The organism is Mycobacterium sp. (assembly GCF_008709575.1).
Classification (GTDB): domain Bacteria; phylum Actinomycetota; class Actinomycetes; order Mycobacteriales; family Mycobacteriaceae; genus Mycobacterium.
On sequence record NZ_VYIK01000420.1, the window covers coordinates 1 to 646 of the forward strand.

The 646-nt window shown below is 65.2% G+C and carries 1 protein-coding gene; it reads right to left on the reverse strand.

Features of this window, described 5'->3' with window-relative positions; genetic code table 11:
- Positions 1 to 450 (reverse strand): alpha/beta fold hydrolase (locus F6Q13_RS19345; protein ID WP_293059963.1); only part of this gene is annotated, 450 nt, incomplete at its 3' end.
- Positions 451 to 646 lie beyond the last annotated feature (196 nt).

A 646-nucleotide genomic window follows, 5' to 3' on the forward strand; every position in this document is an offset into this window, starting at 1 on the left:
CAGCAGTCGCCCGAGTTCGGGAGTGCGTTTCATCGGCGCGCCGATGGACCCCATCAGGACGACCTTGTTGAAGCGTTCCGGGTTTTCACAGAGCAATTGCAGGGTCAAAGCGCCGCCCATGGAGTTGCCGACGACATGGGCGCTGTCGACGTTCAGGGCATCCATGAGCCCGAGGACCTGTTCTACCCGAACACCGATCCAGGCCGTGATGTTGGCGGGGAGAGGATCGGGGATGACCGACGCGCCGAATCCGATGAGGTCCGGGGCGATCACGTAGAAGTTCTCGGCGAGGTCAGGCATGAGATGACGCCAGTTGGCCGCAGCGTTTGCCCCGGGCCCTGCGCCGTGCAGCAGGATGACCGCGGGGTCGGTCGGCTCGCCGGCCACCAGCGTGTGTGAGGAAAGGCCGCGGGCCTCGATACGAAGTTCTTCAATGTCATTGCGCGACAACGTTTTCTCCTGCTAATTCGTCGGTGACGGGGCGGTGGCCGGGCGTGGGTAACGCGCGCGACCGCCGCGACAGGTGGGCTGGGGCTGGCTGGTTGTGCGATCAGCCACCCGACAAGGCGTCGTCGACGCTGTCATGAACCGGCAGCAGGTGCTTGAGCCCGCAGGCGGCGACGGTCCGTGCAATGGTCGGCTGGTT